Source organism: Nocardia sp. NPDC052001 (genome assembly GCF_040680615.1).
GTDB lineage: Bacteria > Actinomycetota > Actinomycetes > Mycobacteriales > Mycobacteriaceae > Nocardia.
This window is the reverse complement of the sequence record NZ_JBFAXC010000005.1, coordinates 343,208-358,520: the sequence shown is the minus strand read 5'-3', so window position 1 is coordinate 358,520 and position 15,313 is coordinate 343,208. Positions and strand designations below refer to the sequence as shown.

13 protein-coding genes and 1 tRNA gene are annotated in these 15,313 nt (G+C 66.3%); 4 read left to right on the top strand and 10 right to left on the bottom strand.

All coding sequences use genetic code 11. The features are described 5' to 3' along the window. Window position 1: 1 nt before the first annotated feature. From AB0L82_RS25565 to AB0L82_RS25555, 3 genes are read right to left on the bottom strand one after another with little or no spacing between them, the layout of a single operon-like run. Window positions 2-1,699 carry a CocE/NonD family hydrolase gene (locus AB0L82_RS25565; RefSeq protein ID WP_364641235.1) on the bottom strand — a complete coding sequence of 566 codons (1,698 nt, stop codon included), beginning with the start codon at window positions 1,697-1,699 and terminating at the stop codon, window positions 2-4. 12 nt (window positions 1,700-1,711) lie between these two features. Next, window positions 1,712-2,524: an SGNH/GDSL hydrolase family protein gene (locus AB0L82_RS25560; RefSeq protein ID WP_364641232.1), complete on the bottom strand. Its 813-nt coding sequence runs from the start codon at window positions 2,522-2,524 to the stop codon at window positions 1,712-1,714. Window positions 2,525-2,557: 33 nt separating this feature from the next. After that, window positions 2,558-3,238: a hypothetical protein gene (locus AB0L82_RS25555; protein ID WP_364641229.1), complete on the bottom strand. Its 681-nt coding sequence runs from the start codon at window positions 3,236-3,238 to the stop codon at window positions 2,558-2,560. Window positions 3,239-3,305: 67 nt separating this feature from the next. Here AB0L82_RS25555 and AB0L82_RS25550 point away from each other — a divergent pair, with 67 nt between their 5' ends. Beyond that, window positions 3,306-3,806, top strand: coding sequence for a MarR family winged helix-turn-helix transcriptional regulator (locus tag AB0L82_RS25550; RefSeq protein ID WP_364641226.1), 501 nt, complete (start codon window positions 3,306-3,308; stop codon window positions 3,804-3,806). A 23-nt stretch (window positions 3,807-3,829) separates the two neighbouring features. Here the strand turns inward: AB0L82_RS25550 and AB0L82_RS25545 are convergent, their stop codons facing one another. From AB0L82_RS25545 to AB0L82_RS25530, 4 genes are all read right to left on the bottom strand, one after another. Continuing rightward, entirely contained in the window at window positions 3,830-4,807 is a 978-nt protein-coding gene (locus tag AB0L82_RS25545; RefSeq protein ID WP_364641223.1) for a diiron oxygenase, read from the bottom strand. Between the two features lie 138 nt (window positions 4,808-4,945). After that, window positions 4,946-5,905, bottom strand: a complete 960-nt coding sequence (locus AB0L82_RS25540; RefSeq protein ID WP_364641220.1) for an ADP-ribosylglycohydrolase family protein — start codon at window positions 5,903-5,905, stop codon at window positions 4,946-4,948. A 15-nt stretch (window positions 5,906-5,920) separates the two neighbouring features. Continuing rightward, window positions 5,921-5,993, bottom strand: a tRNA-Arg gene (locus AB0L82_RS25535). Window positions 5,994-6,296: 303 nt separating this feature from the next. Next, the gene (locus AB0L82_RS25530) at window positions 6,297-7,766 is read right to left on the bottom strand and encodes an NAD(P)/FAD-dependent oxidoreductase (protein WP_364641217.1); all 1,470 of its coding nucleotides are present in this window, start codon (window positions 7,764-7,766) and stop codon (window positions 6,297-6,299) included. 494 nt (window positions 7,767-8,260) lie between these two features. On the opposite strand from AB0L82_RS25530, the gene AB0L82_RS25525 reads away from it, so the two are divergent. Both AB0L82_RS25525 and AB0L82_RS25520 read left to right on the top strand, forming a co-directional pair. Beyond that, window positions 8,261-9,898 carry a long-chain fatty acid--CoA ligase gene (locus AB0L82_RS25525; RefSeq protein WP_364641214.1) on the top strand — a complete coding sequence of 546 codons (1,638 nt, stop codon included), beginning with the start codon at window positions 8,261-8,263 and terminating at the stop codon, window positions 9,896-9,898. Window positions 9,899-10,081: 183 nt separating this feature from the next. Further along, window positions 10,082-11,701: an acyl-CoA synthetase gene (locus tag AB0L82_RS25520; protein ID WP_364641211.1), complete on the top strand. Its 1,620-nt coding sequence runs from the start codon at window positions 10,082-10,084 to the stop codon at window positions 11,699-11,701. 57 nt (window positions 11,702-11,758) lie between these two features. On the opposite strand, the gene AB0L82_RS25515 is transcribed toward AB0L82_RS25520, so the two are convergent. Continuing rightward, the gene (locus tag AB0L82_RS25515; protein WP_364641208.1) at window positions 11,759-12,184 is read right to left on the bottom strand and encodes an EF-hand domain-containing protein; all 426 of its coding nucleotides are present in this window, start codon (window positions 12,182-12,184) and stop codon (window positions 11,759-11,761) included. A gap of 117 nt (window positions 12,185-12,301) precedes the next feature. Between AB0L82_RS25515 and AB0L82_RS25510 the strand changes: the two genes are divergently transcribed. Further along, a complete protein-coding gene (locus AB0L82_RS25510) occupies window positions 12,302-13,660 on the top strand; it encodes a protein kinase (protein WP_364641205.1) in 1,359 nt (452 codons plus the stop codon). A 54-nt stretch (window positions 13,661-13,714) separates the two neighbouring features. Here the strand turns inward: AB0L82_RS25510 and AB0L82_RS25505 are convergent, their stop codons facing one another. Both AB0L82_RS25505 and AB0L82_RS25500 read right to left on the bottom strand, forming a co-directional pair. Continuing rightward, window positions 13,715-14,107: an SCO5389 family protein gene (locus tag AB0L82_RS25505; RefSeq protein ID WP_364641202.1), complete on the bottom strand. Its 393-nt coding sequence runs from the start codon at window positions 14,105-14,107 to the stop codon at window positions 13,715-13,717. A 57-nt stretch (window positions 14,108-14,164) separates the two neighbouring features. After that, window positions 14,165-15,214 (bottom strand): nitronate monooxygenase, encoded by a 1,050-nt coding sequence (locus tag AB0L82_RS25500; protein WP_364641199.1) that lies wholly within the window; start codon window positions 15,212-15,214, stop codon window positions 14,165-14,167. Between the last annotated feature and the right edge of the window lie 99 nt (window positions 15,215-15,313).

Below are 15,313 nucleotides of genomic sequence, written 5' to 3'. Positions count from 1 at the left end.
ACTACGAGCCGACGACGGGCAGTACCAGCGCCTGATCCGGTCCAGCCGCGATCGTGAGGCGATGGACGGCGGAGGGCGCGTCGAACCCTTCCGCACTACCCGAGAGCTGTAGTCGCAGACTGTGACCCGGAGCTATCCGGTGCACCAGCCCGGACAGACTGATGATGATCGGATCCCGCAGGCCGGTGATCCGCGCGGGGGAGATGAGGCCGTCGATCAGGGCCGAACTCCCATCCGCCGCAACGTCATACAGCGATGCGAAGACCACCGCCGCATCCGCTACGCTCCCGTTCAACGGCTGTTCGGCACCCAGTCGGACGGTGAGCTTCGGAATGCCCGCGATATCCAGGGCGGTATCGACCGGTGCGGTGGTCCAGGACAGCGCGGTGCCACCCGGACCGGTTGTCAGAGCCTGATCCCCCGGCAGCATTCGCGCCCGATCACCGATGAGTCGTGAATCGCCGGAAAGGTACATGGTGCGCGGGGTGCCCACATCGGCGTTGTCGGCGGTACCATACGCCGCCGCCGGATCACCGGTGAAAGGAATCCAATTGCGGTAGTACGCGAATCGCGGCCCGGTATCGCCGTCGCCGTCCCGCAGATAGCGCTCGAACCATGCGCTCTGGCGGGCATCCCAGTAATTCAGCGCCGGATCGACCACACCCACCTTCGACCCCGGCTCGGGTGTCAGCACCGAATGTCCGGCCGACATCCAGACCATCCTGGTCTCGGTGCCCTGGGCGCGCAAGCCGTCATAGCCGGCGCGCGCCTCGTTGAGGTTGAAGAGCGTGTCCTGTTCGCCCTGGATCAGCAGCACCGGAATCCGGTTTTTGCCCAAATAGCTCGCCGGCGAATCCGTGCGCAGCATATCCACCTGTTCCGGGGTGGGATATCCGGTGCCGGACACCACATCCCGCAGCCCGCACAGTTCGGTCATCCCGGCCCGGCAGTTCGCGCCGCCGGAGAGCCGGTTCATCCACTGCGTCTTCGGCGCGCCCGGCACCGCTGTCGACACCCCCGAGATCTGCCCGGTGCCATTGGGGACCAGCGAGTAGGACAGGTCGTTCCAGGTGATCATCGGCGAGATGGTGTCGATGCGCGGATCCCTTGCGGCCGCTGCGAATTGCACCGCGCCACCGTAGGAACCGCCGACCATGCCCACCCTGGGATCGTGCGGGCCGCTGTGCCCGTCGTGATCGGTCTTGTCGTGCACCACGTAATCCGGCGACGCGACCGGCAGGGTGTGCGCGGCATCCCGGAATGCGATACCGTCCACCCCGCCGAGGAAATCCACCAGTCGAGCGGCGGCCTTCCCGTCGAAGTCGGGGCTGTCCAGATATACCTGGCATCCCGAACCACCTTGCCCCAGACCGGAATACGCCAGCACCGCGTATCCATGCGCGGCATAGTAATTGCCGTACATGGCGACCTGCTCCTTGGACCCGCCCAGCCCGTTCGTGGTGAGCAGGGCGGGCACCGGATGCGCCGCGCTCGCATCCACCGGGGTGTAGAGATCGCCGATCACATCGCACGCCGTCTTATCGTCCGGTCCCACCGCGGTCGCGAAATGCAGTGTCTCCTTGCGGAATTCACCGGAGGGAGGTGGCTGCGAAGGCTGCGGCGCGGATGAGCACGCCGTGGCGGCGATCAGCACGGCGGCGGCAACGGCGGGAAAAGCGATCGATCGATTACTCGCCATTGCGACATTTTCTCATTCCAGGCGCGCCAACTCCGCGACCACGACGCGCGCCACGGCCACCTGTCCGGCGGGGGTGAGGTGCACGCCGTCCGATTCGAACAGGCGCTGCCCGGGCGTCGGATGCGTGACCGCGAGCGTATCGATCACCACCTCCGGCCGGGCGTCCAGCGCCGCCGCGGTATCCAGCTGATCCTTGGCTCGCCAGCTGATACCGGCCGCCCGGAACGGCGCGAACTCGGCCAGCAGCGCCTCATCCACATCGGTGGGCGTGAGCCATACCCACCGGGCCGCCGCGCCGCGCTCCCGCAGCAGATCGAAATTCCGCACCGTCTCCCCGGCGCTGACCACGCGCACCGCATCCGCGCCCACCCGCTGCGTATCGTTCGCGCCCAGCTGGCACAGCACCCAGTCGGGCCGCACGAATCCCAGTGCGCCCGAACTCTTCAGCACCTGCGTGGTGGTGGCCCCGGAGACGGCGAGATTGGTGAAGGCGATCCCGTCACCGGGCCGGCGCAGCCACACCAGCTGCTTCAGGATCTCGAACCAGGACAGTCGATCGGCGGTGCTGCTCTCACCGAGCGCGAGCACCCGCTGTCCGGGTGCGAACGGCAGTCGATCCACCTGTTCGGCGATGTCCGGTTCGGTGAGCAGATCGGCGGCCGCGGCCCGGGCCCGAGTCTCGAGCTCCTCCAGCTGGTCCCGGTATTCGTCGGTGTCGATACCGAAGAGTCCCGCGATACGCGCCTCGTCCAGACCGTTGAGATACGGCAGCGACAGTTCGGGCTTCTGGAATCGCACCAGCTTGGCGGTGAGTTCGTTGGTCATCACATCTCCTGTAAATCGCTGGGGTGTAAGGGTTTACGCGCGCGCGAGCCGGAATCCGGCGATGATCAGCCAGATCATCCCGGTGAACCGTGCGATGGGCAGCAGGAAGGCGGCGGCGGTGAAGGTCAGTGACACCGTGGTCAGCAGGCCGACGCAGGCGATCGCCAGTCCGATGCGAATCAGCAAGGGCGAGAGCGCTTTCCGTGGCAGCGCGCTGATCGCGATGCCCGCGATGAGCAGTCCCGTCGACAGCACGTTCGCCGGACCGCCGACCAGGAACGCCAGGGTGTGCAGCGCCCGCACGGTGGCCGGATCCGCGGTCACCTCCGGCACCGTCAGCACCCAGCTGATGGTGCCCGAGCTGAACAGGAACACCGCCGCCAGCGCACCGCCCACGGTGGCGAGCGCGGGACCGAAGCCCTCGGCCTGCCGACGCAACCGCGGCGTGATCGCGGCCACGAACAGGGTGAGCGGGATCGCGCTCGCGTACTGCAGCACCGCGCCGGTGCGCACGGCCGCGCGGTGGTCGCGGAAGTAGTCGAGCGCATCGCCCGCATCCGCGAAGGGGGAGGGGAACGGGCTGCCACCGGCCCGGATGGTGCTGATGGCGAGCCCCGCCACGAACACCGCGGCGAAGGCGGCCGCGAGCGCGCCGAGCGGTGGTTCCAGGCTGCGCGCGGGATAGGCGACTGGGGATTCGGCTGCTACGGCCATGGCTATCCATTCTTAGAAGTGAATCGTTCTCTACTGTGAACGATTATCTGATGTGTACGATAACGCCGTGGTCGATGCGGAGCAAGAGGGTTCGGGAAAGACGCGGCCGGACCGCCCGATGCGGGCGGCGGGCTTCCAGCTCGCACAGCTGGGCGCGCACGCGGCCCAGCGTTTCGCCGAGCGCATCTCCGAAATCGGGCTCACGCCACCGGAAGTCGGGATTCTGCGGATGATCGCGGCCCAGCCGGGCCGCAGCCAGCGCTCACTGGCCGAGGAATTGGGCGTGGTGCCCAGCCGGGTGGTCGCCCTGATCGATCCGCTCGACAAGCGGGGCTGGATCGAACGCCGCCGTAGCGCCGCCGACCGGCGCAATCACGAACTGCACCTCACCCCGGAGGGCGGGAAAATGCTGGCGGGCATGGCGAAGATGGCCGTCGCGCACGAGACCGAGCTCTTCGAGGGCCTGACCGACGCCGAATACGAGCAGCTCAGCGTGCTGCTCCGGAAACTTGCCGCGGAACGCGGACTGACCCCGGGTGTGCACCCGGGGTATCGAACGCTCGGCTAGCGGCCGAGGGTGGTGGCAGGGCGTCAGCGTGCGGGTTCGCTGCGGTAGCGCGAGGCCGGGCCGTCGATGCGGCTGATCTTCCACAGCAGGCGCGCGATCGGGTTCATCAGGTCCAGTTCGTGGGCCAGCATGCGGACGTCGGCGAAGAAGTCGCGCAGGACCTTTCGGGATTCCGGGCTGTTCCAGAAGACCTCGTTCACCACTTCGCGCGGAACATCGCAGTCCCGCCGGAACTTGCGGGTCGGCACCGCGATGAGATCGCAGATGATCCGCATGGTCGGCGCGAAAACCAGGGACAGCACGAACTTCTTGAACCGGCCCATACGCGGCACCGCGTTCTCCAGATAGTTGTGCGCGAAGCTGATGTGCCGGGCCTCCTCGGCCACGTGGATCGACATCACCCGCTCGATCATGGGATGCGCCTCCGCACCCGCCCGCAGCAGCGTCTTCTGTGCGTGATCGATCGGCTCCTCGCCCGCCAGCACCATGACGAAGAACCACTCCGGGAAGATCCCGGCCAGGAACGGCACCAGCGGCCCGACGTATTTCACCCAGGTGCGCATGCCGCCGACATCCATGCCGATCCGGTTCACCACCTCCTGGAACATCATGGTGTGGTTGCACTCTTCGATGGATTCGTGTGTGCAGTAACGGAATTCGGGCGAACCATTGGGCAGCTGGAACACGTACTGCATGAGCCCGCGAATCAGGATGTTCTCGAATTGCAGGCCGACCTTCGCCACGTTGGCCTGTCGCCACATGCCGATGTGGATCTGCCGTTCCTTGGGGAGTGCGCGATACCAGGGATGCGCCCCGAACGGATCCGACGGCGGCAGAATCCACCGCTCGTCATCCGCCCGCACCGCGAAGTCCGGATCGTCCCAAGAGATATCCACATAGGGGTCGAACCGCTTGTGCACGGATCCGTACGACAGGGTCGCCAGTGTCTCGATGTAGTGCTCGTCGTTCCGGGCCGTCGCGATATGCGCTGTGGTTTCCATCCCCGCCACTCCTGATCGATTGACCGTGACATGGTGTCGCAATCATGTCACGGCATGACGGTACCCCGGTGGAGGTCGCATGGGCAAGGGTGACCGCGACAATATGTAGCGGTCAATGAAAAAGCGCTGGCTGACCGGCTAAGACTTACCGGACAGCCATCGCCGCAACCGTCCGGTCGCGGATTTCCCGGGTGCCGTTGACCTCGCCTGCGGCAGCCAACCGGGCAGCGGTTCCCGTGCCGCCAGCCACGCCGCGGGCAACCCGCCCTCGCGTCCCCCGGTATGCGCCGCCACGATCCCGCCGACGATCGCGCTCGTCGTATCGGTATCCCCGCCCGCCCCGACGCAGGTCGCGACGGCCGCCCGATAGTCGTCGAGATGCGTTGCCGCCACCCACATCGCGAACGGCACGGTGTCCTGCGCCGTCACCCGAATCCCGGTGCCCAACTCCTCGGCGGCCTGTCCGGCCGAGCCGCCTAACAGCCCGCGCGCCCGCCGAATCCCCTGTGCGGTCTCGCCATTGCCGAGTCGATCGAGCACCGAATCGATGAATTCCCCAGGGGCGGGCCGCTTTCCGCTGAGTCGTCCTCGTGCCGCCGTCGCGGCCGCGAGTGCCACCGCCACCGCACCGGCCACGCCCTCTCGATGCGCATGGGTGACCTGCGCCGACCGAATAGCCTCGGCCACAACCCTTTCCACATCCTCGGCATAGAACGCGCCCAATGGCGCGACCCGCATGGCCGCGCCGTTCCCGCACGAACCGTCACCGCCGAACGCCGCCACGGTCACCTGCCGCCAGGGCATGCCGCGTCCGATCCGCCCGAGGGTGTCCACGGTCATGAACCCGTAGTCCCGTCGCTGATCACAGCGCTCCGCGAATCTGGCGGCAATCCGATCCTGATCGATCTCCCCGAATTCGAGCAGTTCCCCGACCACCGTGCACGCCATCTCGGTGTCATCGGTCCACTCCCACCGCCCCGGCGGCAACTCCCCGCCGCGCAGCTCCGCGACGGACCGTCGCAGGATCGGAAATTCGGCCCCCACCGCATCCCCCACGGAAAGCCCGTCGAGTGCGTCCAGCATCAGATCGACATGCATCGCACGGACTCTAAGTGCCCTCGGCAGGAATCGAACCTGCGACCTACCCTTTAGGAGAGGGTTGCTCTATCCCCTGAGCTACGAAGGCTGAACCGGTGGCCGTGGCCGACCCGAACGTCGGGGAGTCTACCTGGTCGGGGGCCGTGAGGGCGCATTCATATCAGTGTGGATGGTTTTGGTGCCACATCCTGGTGCCGACGGCGACGACGTAGTCGGCCCACGGGCCCCAGGCCGGCAGGCCGGGACCGCTGAAGGCGGCGCGCAGGACCGGATTCACGCGGCGCATGTCCGGATCGCGGAGGCGTGTGCCGAGGCAGCGGGCCAGGGGTGGGTAGACGTCAGCGCGGATCGAGTAGCCGCGGACAATGGCGCGGCCTCAAGGGCGTGAACCTCAGCGTCCCGGGGCGCGCTCCTCGTCATAATCGGACGGCTTGAAAGTGCTTGTCTTCCAGCGGAAGAGCACGGTGGCCCCGGGCCAGTTATTGGTGATCCGCCCCGATGCGTTGCGATACCAGCTGGAGCAGAAGTTCCAGGGCGTGTCCTTCAAACGCCGCTGCAACCAGTCGTCCCAGGACTGTTCGACCTCGGGCTTGGCGGCCAGGAACCGGCCCGGCTTGGCCGCCAGATACTCCGCCACCTGCCGGATGTACCGGGCCTGCGACTCCAGCATGTAGATGATCGAACCCGAGCCGACATTGGTATTCGGCCCGTACATCATGAACAGATTCGGGAAGCCCGGCACCGACATGCCCAGGTACGCGCGCGCACCCTCCGCCGACCACTCATCGGCCAGCTTGCGCCCGTTCAAGCCGTAAATATGCATGGGCGCAAGGAATTCCGTGCCCTTGAACCCGGTGCCGTACACGATCACGTCCACCGGATGCTCCACCCCGTCCGCGGTACGGATGCCGGTGGGGGTGACGGCCTCGATGGCGGTGGTCTCCACATGCACGTTGGGCTGTCCCAGTGCGGGCATGTACTCGTTCGAGAACAAGCCGCGCTTACAGCCCGCCGCGTAATCGGGAGTCAGCTTGGCGCGCAAGGCCGGATCGGGCACCTGCTTCTCCCGATGCCGATCCGCGAGCGCGATCACCGGCGTCTTCATCGCGGGAATATCGGTGAGCGCCAACGCGAGTACCTCGAACAGCGCCCAGATGGAGAACCGCTCCGCCGCGCGCGTGCCGGGCACGTGTTTGAACAGGGCGTGATGCAGCGCGGTGTACTCGGTGTCGAATTTGGGCAGCACCCAGGCGGCCGAGCGCTGGAACAGCGTCAGCTGCGCCACCTTCGGCTGAATCGCCGGAATGTATTGAATGGCACTGGCTCCCGTGCCGATGCATGCCACACGTTTGCCGGTCAGATCGACCGAGTGATCCCATTGCGCGGAGTGGAACGCCGCCCCGGTGAAACTGTCGATGCCCGGCAGATTCGGCATGGCCGGGCGGGAGAGCTGCCCCACCGCCGGGATCAGAATATCCGCGATATGGGTGACGCCGTCGGCGGTGCGCACCCGCCAAATACCGGACTGCTCATCGAATTCCGCCTCGACGACCTCCACCCCGAACTCGATTTTCGCGGGCAGGCCGTGCTTCTCGGCGACCGTGCGCATGTACTCGTGAATATCGGCCTGATGCGAGAACCGGCGCGGCCAATCGGATTTCGGCTCGAACGACCACGAGTAGAGCGGTGAGGGCACATCGCAGGCGGCTCCGGGATAGGTGTTCTCCCGCCAGACGCCGCCCAGATCGGCGGCCTTCTCCAGAATGGTGAAGTTGGTCAGGCCGTGGCGCTGCAGCTCCAGCGCCATGCCGAGCCCGGCGAACCCGGCGCCGATGATCAGGATGGACGGCTCACGATTCATGATTCGACAGTAAAGCCATCGGCGCTGGTCACGCAGACATCCACGGTCATCGAATCTATATTTTCGGCCATTTCGGCGAGTGTTCGCACCGTATTGTTTGCCCGCGCCGGGATCTTCCGGGCTCACCGGAATCTTTCTGGGACGGTGAGCACCGTCTGACCTGCGACGCTGTCGCCGACTGGACAGCCCACCGCTCCACTACCTATATTCACGGAGAATCTTGCTCCAATTTGCTTGTCCTGGTTAGTGATTGGCTATTCTGCGGCGCCGCAGGGGGCGTCGTTGCAAGCTCGCTCCTGGCCGGGACTTCGAGGCCGGCAGGTCATCGCGTAGGCGGTGGCAGGTCGGCGCTGGCTGCGGGTGGCGGAGGTGGGGTCCGCCACCCGCAGCTGTTATCTGCCCAGCCCCGAACCCCCGATGTCCGATTTCAGCTATCCTCCGGGGCAGTGACTCAGTTCACTCTCCAGTAGGGATATGTAGGGAGCGGTTGGGAAATGTTGAGCACAATGCAGGACGAGCAGCTGTCGCTGGCGACACTGCTGAAGTACGCGTCCACCTTCCAGGGTGAGAGCACGATTTCGACCTGGACCGGTGACGGGGTCCGTACCCAGACTTTCTCCGAGATCGGCGCGGATGCGGCCCGTCTTGCCAATGCCTTGCGTGACCTGGGCATCGGTGAGGGTGATCGGGTCGGGACCTTCATGTGGAACAACAACGAGCACATGGTCGTGTACGTGGCGGTGCCGGCGATGGGTGCGGTGCTGCACGCGCTGAACATTCGCTTGTTCCCGGAGCAGTTGGTGTATGTGGCCAATCATGCCGAGGATCAGGTGGTGATCGTCGATGGCACGCTGGTGCCGATGTTCGCGCAGTATCTGCCGAATCTGAAGACGGTGCGGCATGTGATCGTGGCCAATGGTGACGCGTCGGCGTTGACCGCTCCCGAGGGTGTGCAGGTGCATTCGTACGCGGAACTGCTTGCCGCGCAACCTGATACCTATGATTACCCGGTCGTGGACGAGCGGTCGGCGGCGGGGATGTGTTACACCTCGGGCACTACCGGTGACCCCAAGGGTGTGGTGTATTCGCATCGTTCGAATTTCCTGCACGCGATGCAGGTGTGCGCCCCCAACGGGATGGGTTTCAGCGAGGCCGACACGGTGCTGGCGATCGTGCCGCTGTTCCACGCGAACGCGTGGGGTTTGCCGTACGCGGCGATGATGTCGGGTGCGAACCTGCTGATGCCGGACCGTTTCCTGCAACCGGGTCCGTTGTTGGAGATGATGGCCGCGATCAAGCCGACCTTCGCTGCGGCGGTGCCGACGATCTGGGGTGGTGTGCTGGCCGGGTTGCAGGCCGCGCCGCAGGACATCTCCCACCTGCGCACCTGCGTCGTCGGTGGCGCGGCGGTGCCGCCGTCCATGATGCGCGCCTTCCAGGAGCGGCACGGCGTCAAACTGCTGCACGCCTGGGGCATGACCGAAACCTCCCCGCTCGGTTCCGTGGCGCATCCGCCCGCGACCGTCGAAGGCGATGAGGAATGGGCCTACCGCTACACCCAGGGCCGTTTCCCCGCAGGCGTGCAGGCGCGCCTGGTCGGCGATGACGGCGAGGTGGTGCCGAATGACGGTGTCGCCCTCGGTGAGCTGGAAGTGAAGGGTCCGTGGATCACCGGCTCGTACTATTCGCCGAGTGGCACGGTGGTCGATCCCGACAAGTTCGACGACGGTTGGCTGCGCACCGGGGATGTCGGCAAGATCAGCCCCAATGGCTATCTGACGCTGGTGGATCGGTCCAAGGATGTCATCAAGTCCGGTGGCGAATGGATCTCCTCGGTGGATCTGGAGAACGCGGTCGTGGGCCATCCGGCGGTCGCCGAGGCCGCGGTCATCGGCATTCCGGATGAGAAGTGGGATGAGCGGCCGCTGGTCGCGGTCGTGCTGGCGGCGGGTTCGGAAGCCAAACCCGAAGAGCTGCGCGACTTTTTGGCAGACAAGTTCGCCAAATGGCAGCTGCCCGAGCACTGGACGTTCATCGACGAGGTGCCCAAGACCTCGGTCGGCAAGTTCGACAAGAAGCGGCTGCGGGCGCAGTACGCCGATGGCGCGCTGACGGTCACCACGCTGTCCTGAGTTTCGGTCCGAGGCCCGCATCCACTTTCGGGAGGGTGCGGGCCTCGGCGTGTGCGGCGGCGCGCCGGGCGGGCGCCGCGCGCCGGGGTGCGAGGTTCGATGGGCTCTGGCGGTGGGCCGTGGGCGCGGTTAGTTTGAGGGCAGATGCCCACAGTGGGGTGGGACGTGAGGATGGGGTGTTGTATGACGCTCGGAGTGCTTCGGTCGGTGGGGGAGCGGGCTTATCTCGAGCTCGAATCCGCGCGGCTGTTCCTGGATGCGGGGCTGGCGCGCATCGAATCGCCGACGGTGCTGCTGTCCGCGGCCACCTCGCTGCTGCGCTACGGGACCATCGCCGCCGCACTGCGGCTTTCGGCCGCGCGCTATCCGGAGCGCACCGCGCTGATCGACGAACTGGGCTCGCTCACCTTCGCCGAATTGGAGGATCGCTCCAATCGGCTCGCCAATGCCTGGCGCGAACGCGGGCTGAAACCCCATGAGGGCGTGGCGATTCTGGCGCGCAACCATCGCGGGCTGGTGGACGCCATTTTCGCGGCGGCCAAATGCGGGGCGCGCATCATCCTGCTCAACACCGACTTCGCGGGACCACAGATTCGGGACGTGGCTACGCGCGAGGGCACTGATCTGCTGGTGTACGACGCGGAATACGCGCACATGCTCGATGAGGTGACACCGCTGCGGGGCGGCTATCTGGCCTGGACGGACGAACCGAGCGACAACAGCCTGGAAGCCTTGATCGCGGCGGGATCCCCCGCCGCCCCGCCCGGGCCCGGGGCCGAACCTCGAATCATCCTGTTGACCAGCGGCACCACGGGAACACCCAAGGGTGCGGCCCGGCCGGAACCGAAATCGCTCGCACCGCTGGGCGGACTGCTGTCCAAGGTGCCGTTCCGGGCGGGCGAGGTCACCGAATGCTGCGCCCCGATGTTCCATACCCTCGGATTCGCCTGCGGCATGCTGACTCTCGGCTTCGGATCCACGCTCGTGGTGCGCCGCAAATTCGATCCGCAGGCCGCCATCGACAGCATCGCGCGGAACAGGGCCACGACGGTGATCGCGGTGCCGGTGATGCTGGCGCGCATGGTCGACCTCGGCGGTAAGGGTGTCACCGGGCGCGATCTGTCGGCGCTGCGCATTATCTTCGTGGCGGGATCGCAATTGGGCGCGCAACTGTGCCGCGAGGTGACGGCGACTTTCGGGCCGGTCGTCTACAACCTCTACGGCTCAACCGAAGTCGCGTACGCGACCATCGCGACGCCGGATGATCTGGCGGTGGAGCCCGGATGCGTGGGCAGCCCGGTCCTCGGGTCGCGGGTCGAAATCCTCGACGACGCGGGCAAACGATTGCCCGCCGGGCAGACCGGGCGGATCTTCGTCGGCAATGTCATCCAGTTCGAGGGATATACGGGCGGCGGGCACAAGGAGATCATCCGCGGCCTCATGTCGTCAGGTGATGTGGGGCATTTCGACAGTGCCGGAAGGCTTTTCATCGACGGGCGCGATGACGACATGATCGTCTCCGGCGGCGAGAACGTGTTTCCCGCCGAGGTCGAGGAATTGCTGTACACGCATTCCTCGGTCCGCGAGGTCGCCGTCATCGGGGTTCCGGATGACCAGTACGGTGCGCGGCTGAAGGCGTTCGTGGTCGTCCATGCGGGGCAGCGCTTCACGGAAGATGACGTGCGGCAGTTCGTGAAGACCAATCTGGCTCGGTACAAGGTGCCCCGGGAAGTCGTTTTCCTGGAAGAGCTTCCGCGCAACCCAACCGGGAAGGTGTTGAAGCGGAAGCTGCTCGAAGTGTAAAGCTGGGAATCCGGGGGGAACGCCGAACCGGACGCCAGCGCAATCGCACCGGCGTCTCTATCTTTGGGCCAGCTCGGCGAGGAGGGCGGCGAATTCGGCTCGGGAGAGGTGGCCGTCGCCGTCGGTGTCCGCGGCCGCGAGGAGGGATTCGGCGGACTCCTCGGAGAGGTCCGGGCAGGTGCGGAGGAGGGATTCGAGTTCGTCGACCTCTATGAGCTGGTTCCGGTTGACGTCGAAGGTGTCGAAAGCGGCGTCGGCGTCGGTGATTTCGGGGTCGCGGCCCAGGCGGGCGGCGTCGAATTCGGCGCGGGAGATGAGCCAGTCGCCGTCCGTGTCCGCGGCGGCTACCAGGCGCTGCACGGCGGCTTCGTCGATTTCCAAGCCCAGGGCGGTGATTCCCGCGAGGATGTCGTCGGCGGAGATCTGGCCGTCACCGTCTCGATCCCAGAGGTCGAAGGTGTCGGCGGGGTCGTTGCTCGCCACGGGTGCTCCTCTATGCAGATTGTGTTCTCCGGCAGCAGAATTACGCACACGGGGAGTGGCGGTCAAGAGCGCGGGAGATACGTCACCCGAGGGTCGTATGCTGAGCGCCTGCCCGATATGGGTGTTTTGAAAGGACGACGGTTGTTGGGGGACGGGACGCTCGGTCACTATCGGCTCATCATGCTGCTAGGGCAGGGCGGTATGGGGCAGGTGTGGCTGGCACAGGACACCCGTATGGGCCGTGATGTGGCGCTGAAGGTGCTGCCCGCGGACCTCGCCACCGATATGGACTATCGGCGGCGATTCGAACGGGAAGCACAGCTGGCGGCGCGCCTGCGCGGACCGCATATCGTGCCCATCCACAACTTCGGTGAACTCGACGGACGCCTGTTCATCGATATGGAATTGATCGACGGCACCGATCTCGACGATGTCCTCAAACACCGCGGGGCCTTCGCGCCCGCCGCCGCCGTCGACATGGTGGAGCAGATCGCCTCGGCGTTGGATATGGCGCATGACGCGGGGCTGATCCACCGGGATGTGAAGCCGTCGAATGTCGTTGTGCTGCCCAGCGGATTCGCGTATCTGATCGACTTCGGACTGGCGCGGGGAGCGGGATCGACGGCATTGACCTCCACCGGCGTCACCGTCGGCACCTGGGCCTATATGGCTCCGGAACGGTTCTCCGGGGTGGATGACATCCGGTCCGACGTCTACTCGCTGGCCTGCCTGCTGTTCGAATGTCTCACGGGCAAAAGACCATTCGGCGACAAGGACGCGGCGCAGCAGATGCTCGCCCATATGACCGCCCCGCCACCCCGTGCCAGTGCGCTCGCACCCGCGGTGCCCGTCGCATTGGATCGGGTGATCGCGCGCGGTCTGGCCAAGACCCCGGACCAGCGTTACGAAAGTGCGGGCGAACTGGCCGCCGCGGCGCGGACGGCGCTCGACGCGCCCGCCCCGGTGCACGTGTCCGAACCCATACCGGTGCGCGGCCCCGTCCCGATATCACCCAATTACGCTCCCGCGGCACGGCGTCATCCACAGCCGAGTTATCCGCCGGTCGCTCAGCACTATTCATCCGCGCCGAGTTATCCGCCTGCGGCGCGGAACTATTCGCCCGCCACCCCGAGCTATCCGCCCGGAGCGCGGAGCCATCCGGCTGCCGCGTCGAGTTTTCCTCCCGCCGCGCAGGCTTATTCGCATACGGTGCAGCAGTTTCCGCAGCGGGGGTCCGGGCCGCATCCGATCCGGCCGCCGATCACGTTCTGGCGGGTGGTGCTGTGGGTGGCGATCGCCATTGGATGCGTGTTTTTCGGCATGCTGACGATCGCGGCGGTGTGCATCACCTTCTCGCCGGGCTGGGGATCGTGGGGTGCGGGGATATTCGCCCACGCCTGGTTCGACGGGTCATTCGCCCTATGCGTTTACGCGGCGTATCGGCAGGTCAAATTGTTCCGGCGGCCGAAACCCTGAGCGCGCGCAGCGGCGCGGCCGGAATGCTCCGGCCGCGCCGATACCGTTGTGCGCTCAGCAGTTACGGAGCTCCGGGCTCTGGTTGAGCAGCTGTGCGCGGGTCGAGATGAAGGTGCTGTACGTATCGCCGCCGACCGCCGCGAGCGGGAACGCCGCGACGCGGTGACAGTTCTGGAAGGCGAGCTTCACGCCGAAGTGACGTTCGAGACCGCCGCGGATGGCGTCCGAGGCCATGGCGCGCAGCAGCTGGCCCCGGGCCACCTCGTCCGGCGGTGGGATCACATTGTCCGCGTATTCCTGTGTGCCGGAATGTAAATCGGCCGCCACCCGGCTGACGACCTCATATGCGTAGGGCAGTGAGCTGCGGACGCATTCCACGAATTCGTCATCGCTGACTTCACCGCGTTCGGCGCGCTCGAGTAGTGCGCTGGGTACGTCGAGTGACATATCGCTCTCCTCATGGGATGGCGGATGGTGTCAGCCGATTCTAGTTGACATGCGTTGTCAATAACCCTGGATTCGGATCGAAACCGCCCTATTCAGAGCCTCTTTCGCATCCCGCGACAGCTGCCGGACCAGCTCGCCCGCCGGTAGCTCGGGTGCGAGCGAATGCGCTTGACCTGCCCAGAGATTCACTTCGTCGGCATTGCCCGCGGCACGCGCGGCGGCCCGCAAAGGACCGGTGGCGTAATGGATTTCGGGGTAGGCGGCCGGGGCCTGCTGATGGTCCAGCATGAACTGGTTGCGCAGTCCGCGCGCCCGGCGGCCGGTGAAGGCGCGGGTGAGCATGGTGGGGGTGTCGAGGGTGATGGCATCGCGGATCAGGGGTGCGGTGCCCGCCTCGGGACAGCGCAGGAAGGCGGTGCCGATCTGGGCGGCCGCGGCTCCGGCGGTCAGCACCGCGGCCAGGGCCGCACCGGTGGTGATGCCGCCGGTGGCGATCACCGGGAGATCCACGGCGGCAGTCAACAGCTGCAATAGCGCGAGCAGGCCGAGCGGATCGGCGGTGTCGTCTTCGGGGCGGTCGGCGAAGCTGCCACGATGGCCGCCCGCCTCACCGCCCTGGGCGATGAGCGCGTCCGCACCGGCTTCGGCGGCGATACGGGCTTCGGCCACCGAGGTGACGGTCACCCAGACCTCGGTGCCGACCGCGTGCAGTCGCGCGATCTCCTCGGGGGAGGGACAGCCGAAGGTGCTGGAGACGACGCGAACGGGGTCGGCGATCAGCAGTTCGAGCTTGGCCGCCCACGCATCGGTATCGAATCTCGGTTCGCCGACAGGGAATTCGCGTGCCAGCTGATCAACATAGTCACCGAAACTGGTCACAGGACTAGGTGCGGAGGGGTAAAACAGATTCACGCCGAATGCCGCGGAGGTGAGGGTGCGCGTCTGCTTTATTCGCCCGCCGAGATCTTCCGCGCCGAGATATCCGGCCCCGAGAAATCCCAAGCCGCCCGCATCGGATACCGCGGCCGCCAGTTCGGGTGTGGACGGCCCGCCCGCCATGGGGGCCAGCACGATCGGCGTATTCAGCTCATCGAGTAGCACACGCATCAGTGTGCGCTCCCGATTTCCGGACGTGATCAACCGGTGGCAGCTACCACCTGGAATCTTCGAACGCAAGGTTGCGGAATGGTCACGGGGGAGTATTGT

What these genes read in the sequence shown, in the direction of transcription:
- AB0L82_RS25530 (WP_364641217.1), bottom strand. Translation starts at nt 7,766, where the DNA reads ATGAATCGTGAGCCGTCCATCCTGATCATCGGCGCCGGGTTCGCCGGG.
- AB0L82_RS25565 (WP_364641235.1), bottom strand. Translation starts at nt 1,699, where the DNA reads ATGGCGAGTAATCGATCGATCGCTTTTCCCGCCGTTGCCGCCGCCGTG.
- AB0L82_RS25540 (WP_364641220.1), bottom strand. Translation starts at nt 5,905, where the DNA reads ATGCATGTCGATCTGATGCTGGACGCACTCGACGGGCTTTCCGTGGGG.
- AB0L82_RS25555 (WP_364641229.1), bottom strand. Translation starts at nt 3,238, where the DNA reads ATGGCCGTAGCAGCCGAATCCCCAGTCGCCTATCCCGCGCGCAGCCTG.
- AB0L82_RS25510 (WP_364641205.1), top strand. Translation starts at nt 12,302, where the DNA reads ATGGGTGTTTTGAAAGGACGACGGTTGTTGGGGGACGGGACGCTCGGT.
- AB0L82_RS25520 (WP_364641211.1), top strand. Translation starts at nt 10,082, where the DNA reads ATGACGCTCGGAGTGCTTCGGTCGGTGGGGGAGCGGGCTTATCTCGAG.
- AB0L82_RS25525 (WP_364641214.1), top strand. Translation starts at nt 8,261, where the DNA reads ATGTTGAGCACAATGCAGGACGAGCAGCTGTCGCTGGCGACACTGCTG.
- AB0L82_RS25505 (WP_364641202.1), bottom strand. Translation starts at nt 14,107, where the DNA reads ATGTCACTCGACGTACCCAGCGCACTACTCGAGCGCGCCGAACGCGGT.
- AB0L82_RS25545 (WP_364641223.1), bottom strand. Translation starts at nt 4,807, where the DNA reads ATGGAAACCACAGCGCATATCGCGACGGCCCGGAACGACGAGCACTAC.
- AB0L82_RS25560 (WP_364641232.1), bottom strand. Translation starts at nt 2,524, where the DNA reads ATGACCAACGAACTCACCGCCAAGCTGGTGCGATTCCAGAAGCCCGAA.
- AB0L82_RS25500 (WP_364641199.1), bottom strand. Translation starts at nt 15,214, where the DNA reads ATGCGTGTGCTACTCGATGAGCTGAATACGCCGATCGTGCTGGCCCCC.